This window comes from Paenibacillus sp. NN59 (genome assembly GCF_057597225.1).
Genome location: NZ_CP199678.1, coordinates 2,045,615 through 2,065,275 on the forward strand (window position 1 = coordinate 2,045,615; position 19,661 = coordinate 2,065,275).

At 45.9% G+C, this 19,661-nt stretch carries 13 protein-coding genes; 10 read left to right on the forward strand and 3 right to left on the reverse strand.

Annotation, left to right across the window (positions count from 1 at the left end; all coding sequences use genetic code 11):
- Positions 1-43: 43 nt before the first annotated feature.
- The 3 genes from ACT89M_RS09215 (at position 44) to ACT89M_RS09225 (ending at position 5,070) form a co-directional block, all read left to right on the forward strand.
- Positions 44-1,648, forward strand: coding sequence for a type 2 periplasmic-binding domain-containing protein (locus ACT89M_RS09215; protein WP_154886840.1), 1,605 nt, complete (start codon positions 44-46; stop codon positions 1,646-1,648).
- A 135-nt stretch (positions 1,649-1,783) separates the two neighbouring features.
- Positions 1,784-3,949 (forward strand): beta-glucosidase BglX, encoded by a 2,166-nt coding sequence (gene bglX / locus ACT89M_RS09220; protein WP_154886838.1) that lies wholly within the window; start codon positions 1,784-1,786, stop codon positions 3,947-3,949.
- Between the two features lie 98 nt (positions 3,950-4,047).
- Complete coding sequence (locus ACT89M_RS09225; protein ID WP_154886836.1) at positions 4,048-5,070, forward strand: LacI family DNA-binding transcriptional regulator; 1,023 nt, start codon at positions 4,048-4,050, stop codon at positions 5,068-5,070.
- A gap of 339 nt (positions 5,071-5,409) precedes the next feature.
- Here ACT89M_RS09225 and ACT89M_RS09230 read toward each other — a convergent pair whose 3' ends face one another.
- Together ACT89M_RS09230 and ACT89M_RS09235 are read right to left on the reverse strand one after the other, a co-directional pair.
- Positions 5,410-6,474, reverse strand: coding sequence for a phosphodiester glycosidase family protein (locus tag ACT89M_RS09230; protein ID WP_154886834.1), 1,065 nt, complete (start codon positions 6,472-6,474; stop codon positions 5,410-5,412).
- Positions 6,471-6,881, reverse strand: coding sequence for a hypothetical protein (locus tag ACT89M_RS09235; protein ID WP_154886832.1), 411 nt, complete (start codon positions 6,879-6,881; stop codon positions 6,471-6,473). Before ACT89M_RS09235 ends, ACT89M_RS09230 begins: the two co-directional genes overlap by 4 nt.
- A gap of 431 nt (positions 6,882-7,312) precedes the next feature.
- Here ACT89M_RS09235 and ACT89M_RS09240 point away from each other — a divergent pair, with 431 nt between their 5' ends.
- The 3 genes from ACT89M_RS09240 to ACT89M_RS09250 all read left to right on the forward strand — a co-directional run bounded on the left by ACT89M_RS09240 (position 7,313) and on the right by ACT89M_RS09250 (position 10,188).
- The gene (locus tag ACT89M_RS09240; protein WP_090919949.1) at positions 7,313-7,969 is read left to right on the forward strand and encodes a response regulator transcription factor; all 657 of its coding nucleotides are present in this window, start codon (positions 7,313-7,315) and stop codon (positions 7,967-7,969) included.
- 180 nt (positions 7,970-8,149) lie between these two features.
- Positions 8,150-9,373 (forward strand): aminotransferase-like domain-containing protein, encoded by a 1,224-nt coding sequence (locus ACT89M_RS09245; RefSeq protein ID WP_090919952.1) that lies wholly within the window; start codon positions 8,150-8,152, stop codon positions 9,371-9,373.
- Between the two features lie 122 nt (positions 9,374-9,495).
- On the forward strand, positions 9,496-10,188 hold the full coding sequence (locus tag ACT89M_RS09250; RefSeq protein WP_373323201.1) for an FMN-dependent NADH-azoreductase: 693 nt from the start codon (positions 9,496-9,498) through the stop codon (positions 10,186-10,188).
- Between the two features lie 93 nt (positions 10,189-10,281).
- Here ACT89M_RS09250 and ACT89M_RS09255 read toward each other — a convergent pair whose 3' ends face one another.
- The gene (locus ACT89M_RS09255; protein WP_154886830.1) at positions 10,282-11,157 is read right to left on the reverse strand and encodes a DUF2161 domain-containing phosphodiesterase; all 876 of its coding nucleotides are present in this window, start codon (positions 11,155-11,157) and stop codon (positions 10,282-10,284) included.
- 360 nt (positions 11,158-11,517) lie between these two features.
- Between ACT89M_RS09255 and ACT89M_RS09260 the strand changes: the two genes are divergently transcribed.
- The 4 genes from ACT89M_RS09260 (at position 11,518) to ACT89M_RS09275 (ending at position 19,452) form a co-directional block, all read left to right on the forward strand.
- Complete coding sequence (locus ACT89M_RS09260; RefSeq protein WP_154886827.1) at positions 11,518-13,413, forward strand: PrkA family serine protein kinase; 1,896 nt, start codon at positions 11,518-11,520, stop codon at positions 13,411-13,413.
- 240 nt (positions 13,414-13,653) lie between these two features.
- Positions 13,654-14,649 (forward strand): globin-coupled sensor protein, encoded by a 996-nt coding sequence (locus tag ACT89M_RS09265; protein WP_221786426.1) that lies wholly within the window; start codon positions 13,654-13,656, stop codon positions 14,647-14,649.
- Positions 14,650-14,789: 140 nt separating this feature from the next.
- Positions 14,790-15,821, forward strand: a complete 1,032-nt coding sequence (locus ACT89M_RS09270) for a LacI family DNA-binding transcriptional regulator (RefSeq protein ID WP_154886823.1) — start codon at positions 14,790-14,792, stop codon at positions 15,819-15,821.
- A gap of 370 nt (positions 15,822-16,191) precedes the next feature.
- Complete coding sequence (locus tag ACT89M_RS09275) at positions 16,192-19,452, forward strand: endo-1,4-beta-xylanase (RefSeq protein ID WP_154886821.1); 3,261 nt, start codon at positions 16,192-16,194, stop codon at positions 19,450-19,452.
- Positions 19,453-19,661: the final 209 nt, after the last annotated feature.

A 19,661-nucleotide genomic window follows, 5' to 3' on the forward strand; every position in this document is an offset into this window, starting at 1 on the left:
TTCAATGCTTCAGCAATTCGACTAAAAACATGGGGGTAAAAGCATGAAAAAGGGCAAAAAGTTGTCAGTCAAATCGTTATTTGCGATCACACTCTGTCTCATGGTACTGGTAGTATCCGCTTGTTCTAACAGTAGCAAAGGCTCAGATGGTGGCAACGAAAAGGATGCGGAAGGAAATTACAAAGATAACCTGACCATTTCTGTAGCGAATCTGACCGAAGTGAAAAACGGAAATATGGACAATGAGTTCCATAAATTCTGGGAAGACAAGTTTAACATCAAATGGGATTACAACTACATTGACTGGGATTCATGGGGGGAGAAGCTTCGTCTCTGGATTAACTCTGGTGACCTGCCCGATGTAGCCGTATGGAATTATGTACACGGCGATGCCATCAACAACATCGATCAAGGCTTGTTCTATAAGTTCCCGGATGATTGGAAAGAAAGATGGCCTAATGTTGCTGCGGCTTACAAGCTGACAGGACTGGGTGACAAGCTGGAAGAACTGACAGGCGGCACGTATGTGCTTCCTAGACCTATCTATTTCGAAAACAAACCGGCTGACCCGCTGACGAACCAAATTGGTGTTATTGCTCTTCGTAAAGACTGGGCAAAGGCGGTTGGGTTTGAACTGAAAGATGCGTATACAACTTCCGAATTGAATCAGTTTGCTGAACTGGTAAAAGAAAAGGACCCAGGTAAGGTGGGTAATAAACTGGTGCCATTGTCTTACAATGCTGCTGATGCAATGACTAACATCATCATGCCTAACAGTGTGCATGCGATGACAGATGTTCCATTTTATAAAGGTGAAGATGGTCAGTTCCATTGGGGTCCTGCAGATCCAGAAACGCTGACGGGTCTGAAATTGATGCAAAAAGCGTACAAGGATGGACTGCTTAATCCAGAGTTCTACACTTGGAAAAATAATGAAGGACAAAACAACTTCAAAGTAAAAGGTACTGCGGCAGTAACCAGTCTTGGTGGACTTGCTTCTTACAGACAAGGTCTGGATTCTGATATGAGAAAAAATCTTGGCGTCAACAGTGATGATCTCGTTCACACAGCGATCGTTCTTGGTGATGATGGTAAATACCGCAACATGGAGCAAGCGAATTTCTGGTCTGCTCTGATTTTTAACCCGAACATCAGTGATGAGAAATTTGAACGTATCATGGACTTGATCGATTACTCCGCAACCAAAGAAGGACAATTGCTGATCAACATGGGCTTTGAAAACAAAGATTGGAAATACGATGAGAACAAAGAATTGGTAAGCTTGTTGCCAGAGGGAACTGTCTTGGAAGACAAATACCCTGCACGTTTTGAAGGACTTTATCTTCTTGGCGATGACTTCAGTGTAGTAAACCCTGCAATCAAAAAAGATTATCGTGATAGAGCAGTAGAATTGTTCCAGGAGAAAGCAAAGCTTGGTACTGAAAGTAAATCACTTGCACCTTACGATTGGGATGTTAACCTGTACGACTCCAAAGCGAAGAGCCAAGCATCTTTCGATTATCAAAACGAATATGCGAACTTGATCCTCAAAGGCGGAGACTTGGAAGCTAACTGGAAAGAGTGGGTTAATAGCAAAATGTCTCTGGTTCAGCCTTATCTGGACGAATTGAACGAAAAGTTCAAATAAACGTAATGAAATGAACAACAACAAGGAGATAACAGGAGCGTTCTGTCTCTCCGTCCGATTGAACCCGGTGCGCGGTCTCTCCCCGAACGCAGCCGGGTTCTTTCTTTCAATTAAAAGGTAGTGGAGGATGGTTACGTGAATAATCAGCAGTTGATGGATTTAGTGAATCAGATGACGTTGGAGGAGAAAGTGGCACAGCTGTTACAGCTGACTGCCAACTTCTATGAAGGAACAGATACGCAGGGACAGATTACAGGGCCGATGGAAGAGATGGGCATTACAGAGCAATCCGTTAGAGCGAGCGGCTCCATTCTTGGCTTATCCGGTGCACAAGCGATAATGGATGTACAACGGGCTTATATGGAAAAAAGCCGTCTCGGCATCCCGCTATTATTCATGGCAGACGTGGTGCATGGTTATAAAACGATCTTCCCGATCCCGCTGGCCATTGGCTGCTCATGGGATCTGGAACTTGCGGAGAAGAGTGCCGAGATTGCGGCGCGTGAATCCGCAGTATCCGGTTTGCATGTCACTTTTGCACCGATGGTCGATCTGGTTCGTGATCCGCGCTGGGGGCGTGTGATGGAAACAACGGGTGAAGACCCGTATCTAAATAGTTTATTTGCTGCTGCTTTTGTACGTGGTTATCAGGGTGATAACCTGACGGATGAGCTGGATCGTCTTGCAGCCTGTGTAAAACACTTTGCTGCGTATGGTGCAGCGGAGGGTGGGCGTGATTACAATACGGTAGATATGTCAGAGCGTCAGCTCCGTGAATATTATCTGCCAGCATATAAGGCGGCACTGGATGCTGGTGTGGAGATGGTCATGACTTCATTCAATACCGTTGATGGTATTCCAGCCAGCGGGAATGAGAAGTTAATGCGTAATATTTTGCGCGAAGAATGGGGCTTTGATGGCGTGCTAATCTCGGACTGGGCTTCCATTCGTGAGATGATTGCCCATGGTGCGGCCGAGGATGACCGGGAGGCGGCATACCGTGCGATTCGTGCGGGTGTAGATATGGAGATGATGACGCCATGTTACGTCAACCATTTGCCTGAACTGGTTCAAAAGGGTGAAGTGCAAGAGCACCTTGTTGATGAAGCGGTTTTGCGTATTTTGCAGCTCAAAGACAAGCTGGGTCTGTTCGATAACCCGTTCCGAGCTGCTGATCCGGAGCGTGAGCGCGAGATCGTTTTCTCCAAGGAACATCGTGAGGTATCACGAGAACTTGCTGCGAAGTCTGCGGTGCTGCTCAAAAATGACGGACAGACCCTTCCGCTACAACCTGATGCGAGAGTTGCATTAATTGGACCTTTCGCTCAAAGCGAAGACATCCTCGGCTGGTGGTCTTGTGAAGGTGTCAAAGCGGATGCGGTGAAGCTGGGAACAGCGTTACAGGAGCGCCTCCCACAAGGTAAGGTTCTTGTGGCTCAAGGCAGCGGTGTGCATACTATCACGGATGAGCAGATTGCCGCAGCGCTGGAAACAGCAAGTCAGTCTGATATCATCGTGCTTGCACTGGGTGAAGATTCCGAGATGAGTGGAGAAGGCGGCTCGCGGACAGATATTCGTTTGCCGGCAGCGCAGTTACAATTGGTACAGGCGCTCAAAACGGCAGGCAAACCAATTGCCAGTGTCATTTTCAATGGACGTCCACTTGATCTGAACGGGTTTATTAGCGAATCAGATGCTGTACTCGAAGCTTGGTTCCCAGGGAGTGAAGGAGGAGCAGCGATTGCGGATATTCTCACAGGAGCAGTGAATCCGTCCGCTCGACTTACGATGTCCTTCCCGCAATCGGTTGGACAAGTCCCGGTATATTACAACCATTTCAATACAGGGCGCCCAATCAACCCGGATAATACCGAGAATCGTTATGTTTCCCAATATATTGACAGTCCGAATGAACCGTTGTTCCCGTTTGGATACGGTCTTTCCTATACGACATTTGCTTATGGAGAGGTTGAAGTGTCGGGACAGGAGATGACTGCAAATGATTCTCTGACGGTTCAGGTGCGTGTAACCAATACAGGGGATCATGCTGGTGTAGAGACTGTGCAACTATACGTTCGGGATGTAAGCGGCGAAGTGGTTCGTCCGATGCGTGAGTTGAAAGATTATGTGAAGCTTTCCCTTGCACCGGGGGAAGCGGGTACGGCTAAGTTTACATTAAATAAAGAACAATTGCGTTATCATCATGCTGATCTCAGCTATCGCAGTGATCGTGGAGAGTTTCGTGTGATGGTTGGATCAAATAGCAGAGATACACAGAGCCAAACATTCAGACTTGTCTGAATCGTTTTATGCTGTAACGAGATGTCTGTTACTTCTTATTTTAAGTTCAGGTCTTTCATTAGGAAAGGCCTGATCAACATAACAGAGGAGCGAAGAATATGGTCAGTATCAAGGATATCGCCAAAAAGGCGGGAGTTTCCATCTCGACCGTATCGTACGCGCTGAATGGAAGCAATAAAGTCACCGATGAGACCCGTTCTAAAATTTTGGTCATCGCCAAAGAGCTGAACTATGTTCCCAACGCGGCTGCCAGAACCTTGAAAAAGAGAGAGTCACGGATTCTAGGTGTTTTTCTCACGGATTTCAGCGGTGATGTATACGGAGACTTGTTAACGGGTATGAAGGCGATATGTAATGCCCAGGGATATGATCTTATTGTATGTAGCGGTAAACAGTCTCATCGGATGTTGCCGGAGCGAATGATTGACGGGGCCATTATTCTCGATCATACGTTCTCAAGTGAGGAACTTATGCAGTATGCGGATCGAGGACATAAAATTGTAGTGCTTGACCGTGAGTTGAAACATCCTAATATTAATCAGGTACTGCTCGATAACAAGGCTGGGGCCACACTGGCGATGGAATATTTGATTGAACACGGGCACAAAAAGATCTACGTGGTTACAGGTCCTGAAGGTTCGTTTGACTCTGTACAAAGGTTGAAGGCTGTAAGACAGGTTACAGAGCGTCAGGCGGATGTGGAATGGATTGAAATCGTGGGAGATTTCGAGAAAAGCGGTGGGGAACGAGCTGCAGACCACATTATACGGACGTATAACGGACCGGCTGCTGTCTTTTGTCTTAATGATGAGATGGCTATAGGTTTATGTGATCGTCTTGCGGGTAGTGAACTCGAGATTGGCAATCAGATTGATGTCATTGGCTTCGATCATATTGAGCTTACCAACTATGTGCAGCCCAAACTGGCAAGCATCGATTATTCGAAACGAAAGTGGGGGGCGCTTGCAGCTGAACAGTTAATTAAAATTATAGCTGGAGAACCTGTGGATCACGAGCGCATATATGTCACGTTGGTGGAAGGGGAGTCCGTAACCGGACCGAATTCGGCTCAAGTCAGGTTGAACATGCCGAATGCAAACGAACGTGCAGTCAGTTACTAAACAAGTTTTTCGTGTCACCGCCGAGAGTTTGTTAGGTGAATTCAATTGTTATAGCAAGAGACAAGCTTTGGAGGGAGAGAACATCCTTTTAAAACTTGTCTTTTGCTGTATGCAGAAACATGAAAAAAGCCTCTCCGAAGAGAGACTTGGCCCTACAGTTACAGGCCTTTTGTTTTGTCTTGGTTGTAGGATGAAGTGAGGATACCTGTGATGAATAGTGTTAATACAACTGCAATAATCCAGAATGTCAGCGAAAACGACATACACTTCGCACCTCCTGCACAAGCTCATTTACTTCTATTATAACCATATTCGTTAGAAAAGGAATGCCTTGTCCCATCATTTGTAAAATAAAAAGTGGGTAGGAACAGGTCTCAGATTGCCATCCGAAGGGTTATTGATGACTCGATTATTCAGAATTAGCGATGAGGAGCCACCGCCATCGAGATTATAAGCGTCCACCACGCCAAGTTTAAGAAGTCGACCTTGCATCTCTTCGAGGGTAGCACCTGAACTTCCGCTCTCGTTATAACCATCGACAACCATAATCAGTAATTGATCATCTTTGTAGTTACCAATGACGGTTCGTGGAGCACGCTTCGGTGACACCTTCCATTTGTCCGGAATAATCGTTTTCTGTCCATTTTTCATAAGGATAGGTACAAATGTCGCTCCAAATTGCGGGTGTAGGCGATCCAGGGAGCTTTTATCGAAAAACTTCCCTCCTACCAGTTTACCATCATCGTTTAGCCCGACAAAGAACAGGTCTTTGAAGCTAGCCTGAAAACCGTTGATATACTTCCCATCCATGACGGTAGTGCTGAGGGGGTAACGCTTGCCGCCGCTGTCAGCAAATCCGCCAGCATTAATCCCGGCAATCGCTCCGCTCCGTTTCACGGCCTGCATTGTCGTTTCTGATCGCCCTAGCTCACTATTCAAGGCCATCTTCATCGCATTGTGATCTTTCAGCTTGATCTTCATGGCATATCCCTTGTAGCTGCCTGGGTTTACCCGATAGAGTTCAATGGTGATCCGATCGCTGTCTACACGATCAAAAGGAACGCCCAGTTTGGACGTAATGCGCTTATTGTAAATTGTTTCCGGACGGGCGGCTTGAACTTTAGCCTTTTGTACAATGGTAGACATCGTACTGGTCGTTTTATTGTAAAGCAGGGTCGTTCTTTTAATAGAAGAAGAAGTTTGAACAGCAGCCTCTTTTGCTCCCGCAAGTTCCTTACTGATTGTTTGGGTCTGAGAGGTTACCTGATCTTCTGGCAAGCTTGTAGGCATGATAGCTCCTACTTCTAATTCAGGACGAAATAGCAACAAACATATGATCAATCCTATAAAAGGAGCGAGTGAAAGCATAAAAACACGATTAACCTGTTTCACGGGTGTAATCATTTGAGCAAGTCCATCTTTTTCTGGAGAGCTTCCAGTTGTTTCTTCACTTCGCTCAATTGCGTATACAATTTGTTGCTGTTGTCTGTTTTGTTGCTTGCATTGTCCTTGGTGAACGTAAGCAGTTCATTGAAGGACTGAACCTGTCCTTGCAATGCTGCAACTTCTGAAGAGATCGTTGTTAGTTGCTTTTCATAATCGCTTTTCAATGCGTCAATCTGATGCTCAGTATGGACCTGAAGCTGGTTGATCATCTGTTGCTGGAGGTGATTACTATAATAGTAGGTTCCAGTGACTCCTAGTGCAATGAGAACGATCCACATGACCAGAAACCATTTAACGGATGATCTGATCTTGCCTTTGGCGCTCCGGGTGTGATGGATGTCAGAAGACGGGTCGGATGGTTTCATAACATCACTCCTGGTTCTATATATTAGATTAAAAAATTCCAATCCTCATTCTATCATGGTGCTATTGATTACGCAAAAATGAAATTCTTTAAATAATAGATCAAAAAGAGATTGCATCGGAAGGAAGTCCTAGGATACAATTTCTTATAGATGCAATAAGTAGGAACTTTGGGCAGGTTTTTCGACTTTTTTAGATAGAAATGCAGGAATTTTATACTAGGTTTTGATCATTTCATGCATGGAATGGGGCCCATCTTGCCTTTTCTACAGTAGAATACAGTCAGAAAACAGAGTTTTTGAGCGCTGAGTCCTGTATTTTCCTTTTATTCGACATAATCCGACCTTAGCTTCATCTATACTCGGACTGTCGCATAAAGGATATAGATGGAAAACAGAAGTCAATTGTCCAATACATAACAGGGGGAACCACAATGAAAAAAGTATGGCAGGTGGTCATCGTAGATATCCACCCCACCAGCATGCTGGGAACAAAATTAATCTTGGAAGAGCAACAGGATCTGACGGTACGTGGTATGACTTCGACCGGAACGGAGGGTCTTGAACTGGTGAGTGCGCACAAGCCTGATTTGATTCTCATGGATTATCGTTTGCCAGAAGGGCAGGCAGATCAGTACATCGCTCAAATCAAAGGGCTATCGAATGAGACACATATTATTATTCTGACAGATGAAGATAACGTAAAGTTGTTTCGTTACCTGATGAGCCTCGGTGCAAGCGGCATGTTATCCAAACAGGCTTCGCCGAGCCAATTGATTCATCTAATCTCCGGACTAAGAGAAGGCTACGTTTCAATACCCATGTCTTGGTTAAACAGTGAGGATTGGGGGCAACCTGCCGATTCACAGTCTGAAGAAGGTATAATTGAACTAACCGAGACAGAAACTTTTATTATGGAAAGAATTGTTCAAGGGGTAACCTATGATAAAATAGCGAGTGAGATCAATGTGAGTAGGCGCTCGATAGACAATTACTTGCGTAAAATCTATGTGAAGCTGGAAGTGAGCAGCAGAGCACAGGCCATTGAACGTTATGCCTTGCATGCAAGACAATCCAAGACGGTGTCTTAATTATTGTCTCCGCTGGTCCTAGCTGGTCATAATAAAATTGCTCCTAGAGGTCAAAGTCAGATTGCCTCACTTCATGAGATAATTCAGGTATTCGTTCAGTTATATTTGGTGCCCAGTCGGAATAGGTTGTAGGGCGGCTGCGAGAACAGTTTCGGAATAGGGATGAAGGGGGATCTATCCATGAAATATTTCTTTGCTTCCCGTACCAACAGGCTTTTGTCTTCACCACTGAGGGATATACGTGAGATGTCTGGCAAGGAGTATTTCATTTCTCTCGCTGAAGAATTGCCAGCGGAGGAACTGTTTCCTTTTAAACTTTTGGAGGAAGCGGCGTTGTCCGTATTTAGTTCAGGACCTTCTGCATTGCAGTATGGTGAGCCAGGTGGATATGCTCCATTAAGAGAATGGTTGAATAATGATTGGAATAAGCGCAAGGGTATCCGGACTGTCTCCAATCAGATTTTGCTGACTACAGGCACCCAACAGGCAATCGATCTCGTGATGCGTCTGTTACTGGAGCCGGGAGACTCTGTACTTGTTGAACATCCGACTTCTCCCGGTTGTCTTGAAGTACTCGAAATGCAAGGAGCCACAATTGTACCTGTTATGGGAGATCAGGATGGAATTTTACCAGATTTATTGGAACAGCACATGCAGCAGGTGAGACCGAAGCTGCTTTTTGCTGCACCCAGCTTTTCCAATCCCACGGGGATTTTGTGGAGCCTGGAACGACGAGAAGCTGTTCTTGATCTGTGTGCGCGTTACGGGGTGTTGCTTGTTGAGGATGATTCCTATGGTGAGTTGCATTTTGACGGCTTGGAGCCAGCTACCTTCTATCGCAAGTATCCTTCACTCTTCGCATTGGACACTGCAGATCAAGGTGGACATGTCCTCTACATCGGGTCCTTCAGCAAAACAGTTGCACCTGCACTCCGCACAGGGTGGGCTGCGGGACATCCATCACTGATTCAGGCAATGGCCTCCGTCAAACGAATTGCGGATGGACAATCCAGTCCAATGAATCAGCGACTACTGTACCAATTGCTCGCCCAGTCACCTTTTCGATGGAGCGATCACTTATCCATGCTGAACAGGGAATATAAAACAAGACTTAAATTAATGCTTGAGTTGTTGAAGAGACCCGGCTGGAAGGGATGTAGCTATAACATTCCTCAGGGTGGAATGTATCTATGGGTGCGATTGCCGGAAGGACTGAACAGTGAAGCACTGCTTAAGGCAGCTTTATTGAAGGGTGTCTCTTTTCTGCCTGGAACGTTATGCTCCACAGGAACACTTGATCAACAATATATTCGGTTAAACTTCAGCCGTCCCGGCCGGGATGAGTTGTTGCTTGGCATGAATTTGATTAACGAAGCTATCTCAGAATTTACCGCTCGTAGCTAAAGGTGAGCGATTTCATCCAAAGAATTTCAGATTAGTTTACAAATCATCTAGATTACCTTATTGCATCCACTAACATTTTTATATATAATATGAATTAATGAGTGATCGGCTTCTTTAATACGATGCAACAACCGTTGCGAGTTAGGGGGACACACTCATACATTTTAATCATTGGGGGAAATTTTAACATGTCTAACGTTCTTTTTATTAAAGCTAATGACCGTCCTGCGGATCAAGCAGTTAGTGTTCAATTGTACGATGCATTCCTGAGCGCATACAAAGAGTCCCATCCAGGTGATACCATCACTGAGCTGGACCTCTACAATACAGATCTTCCTTACTACGGCAACACTGTAATCACTGGTGGTTACAAAGCAGCTAACGGTATCGAAGCAACTCCAGAAGAGCAAAAAGCAGCAACACTGGCTGCGCAATTGCAAGATCAATTCCTTGCTGCTGATAAAGTGGTATTTGCATTCCCACTGTGGAACTTCACTGTTCCAGCACCACTGGTTAACTACATCTCTTACCTGAGCCAAGCAGGCAAAATGTTTAAATACACTGCTGAAGGCCCAGTAGGTCTTGTAGGCGACAAAAAAGTAGCATTGCTTAACGCACGTGGTAGCGTATATTCCGTAGAGCCTATGGCATCTGCTGAAATGTCCGTTCGTTATGTAACGAACGTACTTGGCTTCTGGGGCATCCAAAACCCTGAGGTTGTTGTTGTAGAAGGTCACAATGCTTCTCCTGATCGTTCCCAAGAGATCGTGGAAGCTGGCTTGAAATTGGCTAAAGAAGTTGCAGCAAGCTTCTAATCCAATTCCATATGGAAAACGCCCGTCGTCTCCGGAAGGAGATAACGGGCGTTTTTTGTATGTTTTTGGCGAGCTTATCGTTCATCGTATCGTTCAGTTTTTGGTTGGGTTCAGGAGATAACGTTCGGTAATTTCGGCAACCTGAACAGGATCTTCCTGTGCCCAATCTTCGGATGAAGTCGAGTTCACATTGAATGTGTTCAATTGATCATGCTTAGTCCATGCGTCTATTTCCCCGGCCGTCAGTCCCTGGTCTTGCATCATAAGTGCATGTTCCGTTAATGCCTCCACACCTTTAACGGTGAGCATATATTTACCACGGGAAACACGTTCAAACCAGCTGTAATAGTTTTTCTGCAAAATGGTTGCCGCTGAGCCTACACCTGTCTGACGGGCAAGTGCCGCAGGTGAAGATTCACCACTGGAACTTAGCGCGGCGGCGACACGTATAGCCTTTTCCCGATAAGCCGTCATCAGCTGGCGGCCTGTACTGCCTCCTGTATTATAGTCTCCGCTTCGTTCATCGAATTCCTTCAGCAGGCGCTGGCGACGTATCCCGCTCTTGCGAGCTACCGGGAGGGATCGCACAGTACCTGATATCACCGTGGGTTCGCATAATACATCAATTAGAGGTGCTTTGGTTTTGTAAAAAGTGACGGTTAACAGCCCCAGGCCGAGCTGCCTGCACAGTGCTGTTAGCTCACTCCAGCGCTGATTGACCGCTCCGCGTTTACTTCGGTTACGCTCCACAGCCAGATATACGAGTGGGCTGATTTTCAGGCGTTGCAAACCTTGCAATAGCAAAGACAGGTTAAACGTTTTTTTCATCTCGACAATAAGGGGGTCCGTCTGATCTGCCTTCATGCCGACCAGGTCACAGTGCTTAACTTCTGCTTTGATATCGAAGCCGCGCTGTTCAAAAAAAGTTTTGACAGGGGAATACAGCTCCGTTTCATATTGTATAGCCATGCTCTTTACTCCTCTCCCGAAGTGCTCTGCCTGCCTTCGCCGCATTGTCCGGTTTCCATCATTAGAACCTTCATTATAGCATATTCATGCTTTTTTTTCTGAGGCCACAAGATGTCTGATAGAACAGCATATACGTAAAATTCAGGGTCAAGGTTTGAAAAAAAGAGGTCAACTTATCCAAGTTGCCGCATAGGTATGTAATACACTTTTCACATCCATACAAGACCATTGTAACAAAGGAAGCGGGACTAAGCCGGACCGCAGAAGGGTATTCAAGCAGGAGCTGCAATTCTATTGATTTCTTCATACCATTCGGAATGGTTGACAATCACACTAAAGGAGCCATGGGAGGTACCAAGCATGAATATTTTTGAACGCGTTGCGGAATATCGGGCAGAGAGTGACCGTTTGTCTTGGAACGGAACATTTGAAGATTATATTGCACTGCTGAGAGAGGACCCGACTCCGGCAATGACGGCTCACGCACGAGTGTATCAGATGATTGAATCGTTTGGGGTAGAAGAGGCCTCGGGACACAAGCGTTACAAATTTTTCGAGCAGGAAATCTTCGGGCTGGATCGTTCGATTGAAAAACTGGTGGAAGAGTATTTTCATTCGGCTGCGCGCCGCTTGGATGTACGCAAACGGATCTTGCTTCTAATGGGACCGGTCAGTGGGGGTAAATCCACGTTGGTGACCCTGCTAAAAAGGGGATTGGAGCAATTTTCACGTACGGAAAAAGGGGCCGTTTACGCCATTGAGGGATGCCCGATGCATGAGGAACCGCTACATCTCATTCCGCTGGAGCTTCGGCCCGATGTAGAGAAAGAGATCGGTGTGCGCATTGAGGGCAATCTGTGCCCTTCCTGCCAGATGAGACTTCGCACCGAATTTGGTGGGGACATCAGCAAGGTTCCGGTGGAACGGGTCATCATCTCTGAAGATAACCGGGTGGGAATTGGTACATTCAGTCCATCAGACCCGAAATCTCAGGATATTGCTGACCTTACAGGCAGCATCGACTTCTCCACGATTACCGAATTTGGATCGGAATCTGATCCGCGGGCGTATCGTTTTGACGGGGAACTGAATAAGGCTAACCGGGGTTTGATGGAGTTTCAAGAGATGCTGAAATGTGACGAGAAGTTTCTGTGGAACCTGTTATCCCTGACGCAGGAAGGCAATTTTAAAGCAGGCCGGTTCGCCCTAATCAGTGCAGATGAGATGATTGTGGCACATACGAACGAATCCGAGTATAAGTCTTTTATTTCAAACAAGAAAAATGAGGCTTTGCAGTCACGGATGATTGTGATGCCGATCCCGTATAACCTGAAGGTGTCGGAAGAAGAGAAAATTTACGCCAAGCTGATTCAGCAAAGTGATATGAAACATGTGCACATTGCACCGCATGCGCTGCGTACAGCGGCGATCTTTTCCATACTTACACGATTGAAGGAAACGAAGAAACAAGGCATGGATCTGGTGAAAAAAATGCGGATGTACGATGGCGAAGAGGTTGAAGGGTATAAAGAAGCCGATCTGCGAGAAATGCAAAATGAATATTTGGACGAGGGCATGTCCGGTATCGATCCGCGGTACGTTATTAACCGGATATCCAGCGCTTTGATTAAGCAAAACCTTCAGTGCATTAACGCGCTGGATATCCTGCGTGCCATTAAGGATGGACTGGATCAACATGCTTCGATCACCAAGGAAGAACGCGAGCGGTATTTGAACTTTATTGCTCTGGCACGTAAAGAGTATGATGAACTTGCGAAGAAAGAAGTGCAGAAAGCATTTGTGTATTCGTTCGAAGAGTCAGCCAAAACGTTGTTTGAAAATTATCTGGATAACATTGAAGCGTTCTGCAACTGGTCTAAAATACGTGATCCGCTGACAGATGAGGAGATGGACCCGGATGAGCGGCTGATGCGTTCCATTGAGGAGCAGATTGGGATCTCCGAGAATGCGAAGAAAGCGTTCAGGGAAGAGATTCTGATCCGGATCTCGGCATACTCCCGAAAGGAACGCAAATTTGAATACAGTAGTCATGATCGTCTGCGGGAAGCCATTGAGAAAAAGCTGTTCGCTGATCTCAAGGATATCGTCAAGATTACGACTTCTACGAAAACACCGGATGCCACACAATTGAAGCGCATGAATGAGGTCATCAAACGTCTCATCGAAGAGCATGGATACACAGCTGCAAGTGCAAATGAATTGCTAAGATACGTAGGAAGTTTGCTTAACCGTTAACCTGTAGCACCATTCCGAATTAGGTCCTGAAGATTTGTTGTGAGGCTCCTTCGCAACAGATTCAGGGCCTTTTTATATTGAATTAAATCATTATTCATCAATAATTTACAATTTAATATAATCAATCCCACATTAAATAGTTCTTAGGGTGTATGTGTGTTTAGGTAGTTTAGTCTATAATCAATTAAAATTGTTTTAATTTTTGATTGAAAAGTGGATAAGGAGTTGATCCGATCGGATATGAGTAGCATTTCGGCAGAAAGGCAAAAACAACTGGATTATGTGGGGTTAACTGCACAAGATTTAAGACTACTTGCTGATCATCGGCCTGTCTTCGAAAAAGTTGTTGAAGATGTGGTGGATCACTTTTACAAACATGTGGGGAAGTACCCAGAATTAACGGAGCTGATCGCCCGATTTTCCAATATTGAACGATTGAAGGAAACACAACGGATGTATTGGTTATCCATGACAGACGGCATTGTGGACGATGCTTATATTGAACAGCGGATCACCATTGGATTAGTTCATTCGCGTATCGGACTGACAACGAACTATTATCTCGGTGCTTACATGGCCTATCTGGATATCGCTACCACCATATTTAAACAGCTTATCCCCGATTCGTGGCACTACGTCATACATGCACTAAGCAAAATGTTCAATCTGGATTCACAGCTTGTTCTGGAAGCTTATGAAAAAAAAGAAAAAGAGCAGCTTCACCAGCTCGCTTCGGATCAGGATGGTACACTGCAAGCGATCACACAAATTACGCAGGAACTTACTGGTATGATTACGGAATTAAATGAAAATGCGTTATCCATCTCCGCTGTAGCGAAGGAAACGGTTGTTTCCCAGGATCAGGCGCATGTGCTCCTTGAAGAGTTAACCGGAGGAATGCAACAGATCGAAAAAATGGGTGAGCTGATTCGTGAAATTTCCGATCAAAGTCACCTTGTCGGCTTGAACGCTGCAATTGAAGCGGCACATGCCGGAGAGTTCGGACGCGGATTCGAAGTGGTTGCAAGCGAAGTACGCAAGCTGGCGGCAAGCTCCAGAGACGCGCAAAGCAAAATTCAATCCAATCTGGATCAGATCATGGAAATATTAAAAAGAGTGCAGCAGGAGTCTGAGCGTACTTCGAACGGGGCGCGCAGTCAGGCTTCACGTTCATCCGAGCTTGCCGTTTTTGCGACAGCAATGGAGAAGCTTGCAACGGATTTGAGGAAACTGTAGCAGTAATGTGGACCCCGAAGCACCAGGAACCTTCCATACCGTTTCCGGTTGTAATAAGCTATAATGGGTAGACAAACCTGCTGTTGTTATAGATAATATAGCCGGAGACAGGCGATTTAAAAAGAGGTCGAGGTGATTAGATGGCTTCTATCCATGATGTGGCCAAAGAAGCGGGAGTATCTGTTGCAACCGTTTCCAAAGTATTGAACGACTATCCGGACGTTAGTGAAAAAACACGTAAAAAAGTGAATATAGCTATCGAACTATTAAAATATCAACCCAATGTAGTCGCTCGTGGACTGGTTAAACGCCGTTCATGGACAGTGGGGGTACTGCTTACCGTTCCGTTTACGAATCCGTTTGTATCCGAGTTACTTGAAGGGATCAAAACAGCCTTGGAAAATAGCGGTTATGATCTTGTTCGATTATCAACTCGATTTGATGACCCTACATATTCTTTCATCAAGCACTGCCGTAGCCGAAATGTGGATGGCGTTGTTGTTTTCGGGGAAGGACGGGAAAACAAAAGCATTCAGGAACTGGTCACGGCAGAGATTCCAACCATGTTCATAGATACCGATCTGTTTGGCAAACGTGCAGGTTACATTACGACAGATAATGTTAATGGTGTTGCTATGGCAGTGAAGCATCTGTATGAACTTGGGCATCGCAAGATTGCCTACATCTCAGGTACACTGGGACCTGCTGTTGCTAACCTTCGTTTAGACGGGTACAAGGAAGGGCTTCGTTTATGCGGTATTCCTTATGCGACGATTTATCTGGAAGTCTGTGACTATTCATTTGATGGCGGTGCCAAGGCAGCTCGGCGTTTGCTGGCTCTTAGGGAGCAACCTACAGGCATCATCTGTGCCTCGGATATGTCTGCTTTTGGCGCGATTCATGAGATTGAAAAACATGGTTTCAGTGTGCCAGAGGATATCTCAGTGGTTGGATTCGACAATACGTATTATGCCGAGGTGTTTAAGCCAGGATTAACAACGGTGAATCAGAATATCTACACCATTGGTATTCGAGCCATTGAATATCTGATTGCGATGATTGAGAATCCCTCGTATACACCCCCTGTCGTGACGGAACCATCGAATTTAATTGTTCGCCAGACGACAGCGCCTGTAAATGAAACGTATCCGGAACTACCTGCACAGCCATAGGCTGTGCTTTTTTTTGTTACCGAATGATACGTTAATATTGAAGTGTGAATGGCATGGGCGGCGATCATAAGTATAAAAAGAGGGGGATGGACACTAAATTTCCATATTTACAGTAAAAGGTATGATGACATAAATTTGATAATGTAACCGCTTACTTATGGAGTTAAGCAGGTTCCCAAGGGCGTAATCCGGCTCACTTGAGGAGGTTAAGAACCGTGCATTGAAGTTCCTGACTCCATCCGTGCGACGTAATATGTTGCCAGTTAACAGACCAGCAGAGGAAATCCATGCATGCAGAAGTGTGTTGTGAAATGCCCGATGTTTGACCGCGTTACAGGATGGATGACGAAATTCACAAGGAGGAATTGACGTGCGGGGAAAATGGTTGAGGTTATGCTTGGCAGCAACTCTGATCTTTAGTTTGTTGCCAGGGATCGGAGCAGGAGAACAGAAGGCAAGCGCAGCAAATGCAGGTGACATTTTGTTGTCTCATTCGTTCGAGGATGGCACGACCCAAGGCTGGACAGCCCGGGGTGGAGTAACGGTTGGCGTGACTGGAGATCAAGCTTACCAAGGTACACGTTCTCTGAAAACAACAGGTCGCACAGAGGCCTGGAATGGACCTTCATTGTCATTGTCGGATGTGGTAGACAAGAATGCTGTCGTTGAAATATCTGGTTACGTGAAACTGGTTGCAGGTTCAGCACCGGCTAATCTGAAATTTACCGTGGAACGCCGCGATGGCAACGGGGATGCGCAATATGATCAGGTTAACGCAGCCGAGCAAGTAACCGATCAGAAATGGGTGAAGCTGCAAGGACAATATAGTTATGAACAAGGCAGTGGCCTGCAACTGTATCTGGAGAGCACGGATGCAACCGCTGCTTATTTGTTAGACGAGTTCCAAATCCGGCTTGTTAAACCTGCTCCAGAGAATCCAGGTGAGCCGGGAGAACCGGGCAAAGCTTTGTTTAACGCTGATTTTGAAGATGGGAATATCGGAAAATGGAAACCTCGCGGTACTGAAAAGCTGGAGGTAGTCAGCGGCATCGGACACAATAGTAACCGCAGTTTGAAAACCTCCTCCCGAACGGAAACTTATCATGGACCGTTGGTAGAGGTGTTGCCTTACTTGCAAAAGGGAAGTACAGTTCATGTCTCCTTCTGGGCGATGTATGATGAAGGGCCTGCAACCCAGGTAATCAACGGCTCATTGGAGAAGGAATTTAATGGTGATGCAGCTAAGCTGGAATATGCAACCTTTGCTTCCACTACACTGAATAAAGGCCAATGGAAGAAGATCGAAGCAGATGTCATCGTTCCGGCAGAAAGCACGGGTGTAAGCGGATTGCGGATGTATGCCGAGACACCGTGGAAGCAGTCTTCTGAAGTGACGGAGACAGACACGATTCCGTTCTACATTGATGATGTTCAGATTACAGCGACGGAAGCGATCGCAATTGAGAAGGATATCCCGGATTTGGCCAAAACGCTGGGGACATCTTATGCTCTTGGCGCAGCGATTGACCAAACGGCTCTAGATCCACAAGATCCGCACTCGGATCTGCTTAAAAAACATTTTAAAAGTATTACTGCGGGCAACTTCATGAAAATGGATGCCATGCAGCCGACGGAGGGCAATTTTGTCTGGTCTGAGGCAGATCGGCTGGTTAACTTTGCTGCAGCGAACAATATGGAGGTCAGAGGCCATACGCTACTATGGCACAGTCAAGTACCGGACTGGTTCTTTACCGATCCTAATGATCCATCGAAACCAGCTACACGTGAGCAACTTCTGAAGCGTATGAAAACACATATCCAAACGATTGTGAGCCGTTACAAAGGTAAAGTGCATACGTGGGATGTTGTTAATGAAGTCATCTCGGACGGCGGAGGTCTGCGTGATCAGGCGAGCAATTCGAAATGGCGGGATATCATTGGCGATGTAGACGGTGACGGAGATGACAGTGACTACATTGAACTGGCTTTCCGTTATGCACGCGAGGCTGATCCTGACGCGGTACTGGTGATCAATGATTACGGTATCGAAGGCAGTGTTAGCAAAATGAACGACATGGTCAAACTGGTGGAGAAACTGCTGGCTAAAGGTACACCGATTGATGCTATCGGCTTTCAAATGCATGTGTCGATGTACGGACCGGATGTAAAACAAATTCGTGAAGCGTTCAACCGGGCGGTTGCTTTGGGGGTTCACATTCAAGTAACGGAACTGGATATGTCGATCTATTCGGGGAACTCGGAGCAGGAGAAACCTGTGACCGATGAGATGATGCTGGAGCAGGCTTATCGTTACCGTGCGCTCTTTGATCTGTTCAAGGAGTTTGATGATCGTGGTGTTATGGACAGCGTGACGTTATGGGGACTTGCTGATGACGGCACATGGCTGGATGATTTTCCTGTCAAAGGCAGAAAGGATGCACCGCTGCTGTTTGACCGTAAACTGAAAGCCAAACCGGCATACTGGGCGTTAGTTGATCCGGCATCCTTGCCTGTATATCGAAATGAATGGACAGCCGCACAAGCCAAAGTATCCTTGCCAGACCGTAAAGGGCAGGAAGATATTCTCTGGGGAGCTGTTCAGGCCAAACCGGTTTCACATGTCATCGAAGGCACAGCAGGTACTACAGGTCAAGTGAAGACATTATGGGATGGGAAAAAACTGAACCTGCGCATTGAAGTCAAAGACGCCACACGTCAGAAAGGCGACCAGGTAGAGGTCTTTGTCAGCCCGGATGATATGGCAACCAGCAAGAAAAACACGACACCGAAAGATGGACAATACGTCTTTCATCGGGATGGCGGCAAAGGCAAAGATCAGAAGCTGTACCAAGTGAAGGAGGATAAATCGGGATATATTGTCTATGCATCATTGCCGTTCTCCGCAGCTGATCTAGCGGAAAGCAAGGTGTTATCTCTGGATTTCCGCATTACGGATAAACAGCCTAACAATAAAACTTCCATTATTGTCTGGAATGATACCAATAATCAGCAACCGCAGAAAAAGGAAAGTCGGGGCAAGCTTAAGTTAGGCCCTGCATTAAAACAAGTCAAAGTTTCATATGGAACTCCTGTTGTTGATGGTAAGGAAGATAAGTTGTGGAAAAAAGCAGTGACCATCACAACGGATGTTAAGGTTGCCGGAAATGCCGGTGCTAAGGCCAAGGCGAAGTTGCTGTGGGATGAAAAGTATCTTTACGTACTTGCTGATGTCAAAGACCCTTTGCTCAGTAAAAAAAGTGCTAACGCACATGAACAAGATTCCATTGAGCTATTCATTGATCTGAATAAAAATCAAACGAGCAGTTATGAGGACGATGATGCCCAGTATCGAGTTAATTTCGATAATGAAACTTCGTTTGGTGGTAATGCCCGTAAAGAGCTGTTCAAATCAAGTACACGTCTGACGAAGGATGGATATGTGGTAGAGGCAGCTATTCCGCTGGAGAATGTTAACGCCAAGCAAAGTAAATGGATCGGGTTCGATCTGCAGGTGAATGATGATGGTGCTGGAGATGGAAAACGTAGCAGTGTCTTCATGTGGAGTGATCCTTCAGGCAACTCGTACCGCGATACTTCCGGATTCGGTAGTCTGTTATTGGTAAAGAAGTAGAATTACTGACCATGCTTTGGATGAGGATGTTTAATGAAGTGTAACAAATGAGTGACTAGGGTGAAATGCGCTGTGCTTCTGGAAATAAGTGTTGATTTTCAGGGCTGGGACGTTTAGACTATAAACATTCATCATTAGCGGGTTTCATTGTATGCCAATCGGTTTATGACTAAGTCGCTAGTCGCAAAGTCAAATGCTACGGAGGGAGT